At 56.1% G+C, this 3,716-nt stretch carries 4 protein-coding genes; all 4 read left to right on the forward strand.

What is annotated here, in order from left to right; all coding sequences use genetic code 11:
* The first annotated feature begins 162 nt into the window (after positions 1-162).
* Positions 163-1,146 (forward strand): PotD/PotF family extracellular solute-binding protein, encoded by a 984-nt coding sequence (locus C5B90_RS19535; protein ID WP_158547247.1) that lies wholly within the window; start codon positions 163-165, stop codon positions 1,144-1,146.
* Positions 1,147-1,165: 19 nt separating this feature from the next.
* Positions 1,166-2,281 carry an ABC transporter ATP-binding protein gene (locus tag C5B90_RS19540; protein WP_115883592.1) on the forward strand — a complete coding sequence of 372 codons (1,116 nt, stop codon included), beginning with the start codon at positions 1,166-1,168 and terminating at the stop codon, positions 2,279-2,281.
* A complete protein-coding gene (locus C5B90_RS19545; RefSeq protein ID WP_115883593.1) occupies positions 2,278-3,186 on the forward strand; it encodes an ABC transporter permease in 909 nt (302 codons plus the stop codon). Before C5B90_RS19540 ends, C5B90_RS19545 begins: the two co-directional genes overlap by 4 nt.
* Positions 3,183-3,716: ABC transporter permease (locus C5B90_RS19550; RefSeq protein ID WP_394337555.1), on the forward strand; the 534-nt coding region annotated here is incomplete at its 3' end. The genes C5B90_RS19545 and C5B90_RS19550, both read left to right, overlap by 4 nt.

The following is a 3,716-nucleotide window of genomic DNA, read 5'->3' on the forward strand; positions in this document are numbered from 1 at the left end:
GATGTGAGGATAGATACCATGGGTCTAAGTAGACGAGAGCTCGTCAAGTATAGTCTCACCGGTGGTGCTGCTTCCCTCGCCGGCTGTCTCGGCGGAGGCGGAGGTGGCGACGAGAATCAATCCACGAAACCAGTGGATATGGCGTGAATTCCACCGGAGGAGTTGGAACAAAGCCTCAACGTGTGGAACTGGTACGACGGATGGGTGAACTGGGCGGTTAAGGAGTTCAAGGAGCAGTACAACACGTCGGTGACGACTGCGGCCTACTCGAACCCCAGCAAGTGGTACACGAAACTCGAAGCCGGAAATGATGAAATCGACAGTATCTCAGCCACGAGCGCGTGGGTCGTCCGGTCGATGGACAACGACTTCCTCCACGCCCTTCCAGTCGACCAGATGGACGGGTGGTCGGCGCTGAATGAGCTAGCGAAGTCTGATGCCGAGGAGTACTACCAACGCGACGAGATGGTCTACGCCATCCCAGAGGCGCAAGTAGCACACCCGCTTACCTACAGTACCGACTACTTCGACGAAGACCCCGGTTCGTGGGATGTTCTCTGGCAATCGGACCTCAAAGGAAAGGTGAGCATGCAGGACTGGGGTGAAGTCGCCTGCCGCGTCGCGGCACTCTACACGGGTCAGGACCCGAACAACCCCGATGACTTCAAAGAAATCGAGGAAGCGCTAATCCAACAGAAAGACCTGAACGTCACGTACTGGAAGGACCAGTCGACGGTCCAACAGATGTTCGAGAACGAGCAAATCGTTGCGACCGTGTACACCGACGGCCGGACCTACAATGGACGCTTCCAGAAGGAAATTCCCATAGACATGTCCAACACGAAGGAAGGGTTCATGTACACGTACGATACCTTTGTCATCCCGAAGGGAGCTCCAAACCCGAAGGCGGCCGTTGCGTGGACTGACATGGGTAGTAAACCGGAAAATGCCGCGGAGAAGGTGACTACCATGGGATATCTCCCACCGATCAAAAACATCGGTGACTATCTCGACCTCTCGGATGAAAAGATCGACTTCCTAAGTTGGCCGCAGAAGATGTCCGACTCGGCAACGTTCATCCAGCCCCTTTCGGATGATCTCCGGAAGAAGTTCGACGAGATCTGGACTAAGGTCAAAGCAGCCTAAGAATATACATTCCACAACAATGTCAATACTGACGGTCTCTAACCTACGGAAAGAGTTCGGTAGCCTCGTCGCCGTAGACAACGTCAACTTCCAAGTCGAAGATGGCGAGTTTGTCTCCATTCTCGGTCCATCCGGGTCGGGAAAATCAACGATCCTTCGGATGGTGGCAGGGTTTGAAACTCCGACGTCCGGGGAAATCGCGATCCAGGGAACCCCGGTGAACGACGTTCCACCATTTAACCGGGACGTGAACATGGTGTTTCAGGGTCTCGCGCTGTTTCCGCACCTCACGGTCGCAGAAAACATTGGGTACGGCCTAGAGGAGGACGGAATCCCAAAGTCTGAACGGAAAGAGCGGATTTCCGAGATGCTTGACGTAGTCGAATTGAGCGGATACGAGGACCGAAGCATCGACCAACTCAGCGGTGGCGAGCAACAGCGGGTTGCGCTCGCACGCGCGATTGTCAACGAGCCACAGATCGTGCTCTTTGACGAACCGCTCGCTTCGTTGGACCGCAAACTGCGACAGCACATGCAGTTCGAGCTACAGCGGATTCAAGAGGAAACCGGGATTACGTTCCTCTACGTGACGCACGACCAAGAGGTTGCAATGGCAGTCTCGGACCGCATGCTCGTACTCAACGACGGGGAGATGGAGCAACTTGGCACGGTCGAAGAAATCTACGACGCGCCCGCCTCGAAGTTCGTGGCGGATTTCATCGGTGACGTCAACCTCCAGCCGGGGACTGTCATCGACAGTAACGGAACTACTGCGACTATTGAAACCGATCAAGCGTCGCTCAAAGTTCCGAACGCGTCTGAGCAACGAACCGGCTCCGTCTCACTTGAGCCCGGAAGCGAAATCTATCTCGGCGTACGTCCAAAGCGCCTCTCAGTCGCCGAGTCCGCCGACGGAGACCGATTCTCCGTGGCAGGAACGGTCCGCAACCGTGGGTACTCTGGTGAGGAGACCATATACACGATCGAGACCGAGTACGGCTCATTCACAGCCAACACTGCAGACAGCAGCTACGACCTAGGCGACTCGGTGACGGTCGCGTGGAGCCCTGATGACGTCTACCTCTTCGAGTGCGACGAGGAACAGCAGGAACAGCGTGGGGTCTCTCACGTATGAGCAACGCTGTCTCCAGTCGCGAAGCCATTGCATCGGGAATCGAATACTTCCGGGAGAACCGATGGCTTCGATTGGGGCTTTTCATCGGTGTACCGGTGGGCGTGTTGGTGGCGTTTTTCGCGCTTCCACTCCTCTCAATGCTGTGGATGTCACTACTGGAAGAGATGCCTCCGTCGGCGTTATCTCTGGACCACTATATCCGCATCTTCACTGGGGATCTGTACGTGAACATCCTCTGGCGGACGGCAGTTCTGACCGCGGAGTCGACCGCTATTGTGGTAGTTCTAGGCTACATCCTTGCGTACAGTATCGCCCGGTTCTCGAAGCGGACGACGCTTATCCTCATGTTGATCATCTTGCCGTTCTGGACCAACTACATCGTCCGGATGTATGCGCTGATCAACATCTTCCAGAAGGGAGGCGTCCTCGATACCGTGATGCTCGCATTGGGGCTGACAGGCGAAACAGGCGGGATCATGTACACACACCCAGCGGTGCTCGCGGGGCTCTCGTACGTGTGGCTTCCGCTGGCCACCTTCCCGTTTTACGCCTCGTTGACAAACATGGACGATAGCCTCATCGACGCCTCGAAGGACCTCGGGGCAGGTCCGATCAAGACGTTCTTCAGGGTAACACTTCCAATCACGAAAGACGGCGTCATCGCGGGTATCGTCTTGGTTGCCATCCCGTCGTTCGGTTCGTTCATCACCCCAGCGCTTCTCGGCGGTACGAACGTCCTCATGATCGGGATGGTGATTGAACAGCAGTTCACCTCGGCGTTCAACTGGCCGTTTGGATCGGCTCTCGGTATGGTTGTCACCGCTGTTGTCGTTACGCTCATCGTGCTCGGAGCGTGGTACGGTGCCGGTGGGCAAATCACGAGAAGCGGAGGTGATCTGGAGTGACAATTCTGGGCGTCATTGAACGGATCGCACACAGACATGGGAAGACGATGGCGCGTGGCTTGATGGTCCTCATACTGGCTCTTATTTGGGTCCCGATTGGAGTCGTCGTGCTGATGTCCTTTGCGGGCAGCGGCGTGCTCTCATTCCCGCCCGAGTCATACACGCTGAAGTGGTATGTCGAGTTCTTCAGCAACACGAAAGCGATAAACGCCATCCTGACTTCGCTGAAGGTGAGTCTCGTCGCAACACCGATCACCGTCTTCGTCTCGATTCTCGCCGCCTACGGGATTTCGCGGTACGATTTCCCTGGCAAGGGTCTCTTCCAGATGTTCCTCACGCTTCCGATCGTGGTCCCGCTCGTCGTAACGGGAATTGCCATGACGCTGTTCTTCGGAAACGTAAACATTGACGCCGGGTACGGGACGGTGGTGATCGCTCACGTCGTCCGAACGGTTCCCTTCGCCGCACTAATTATCATCCCGACGGTAGTCAATTTCGACCAGACGCTCGAAGAAGCATCCATGGACCTC

It is taken from the genome of Haloferax sp. Atlit-12N, from assembly GCF_003383095.1.
GTDB lineage: Archaea > Halobacteriota > Halobacteria > Halobacteriales > Haloferacaceae > Haloferax.

What these genes read in the sequence shown, in the direction of transcription:
- C5B90_RS19545 (WP_115883593.1), top strand. Translation starts at nt 2,278, where the DNA reads ATGAGCAACGCTGTCTCCAGTCGCGAAGCCATTGCATCGGGAATCGAA.
- C5B90_RS19540 (WP_115883592.1), top strand. Translation starts at nt 1,166, where the DNA reads ATGTCAATACTGACGGTCTCTAACCTACGGAAAGAGTTCGGTAGCCTC.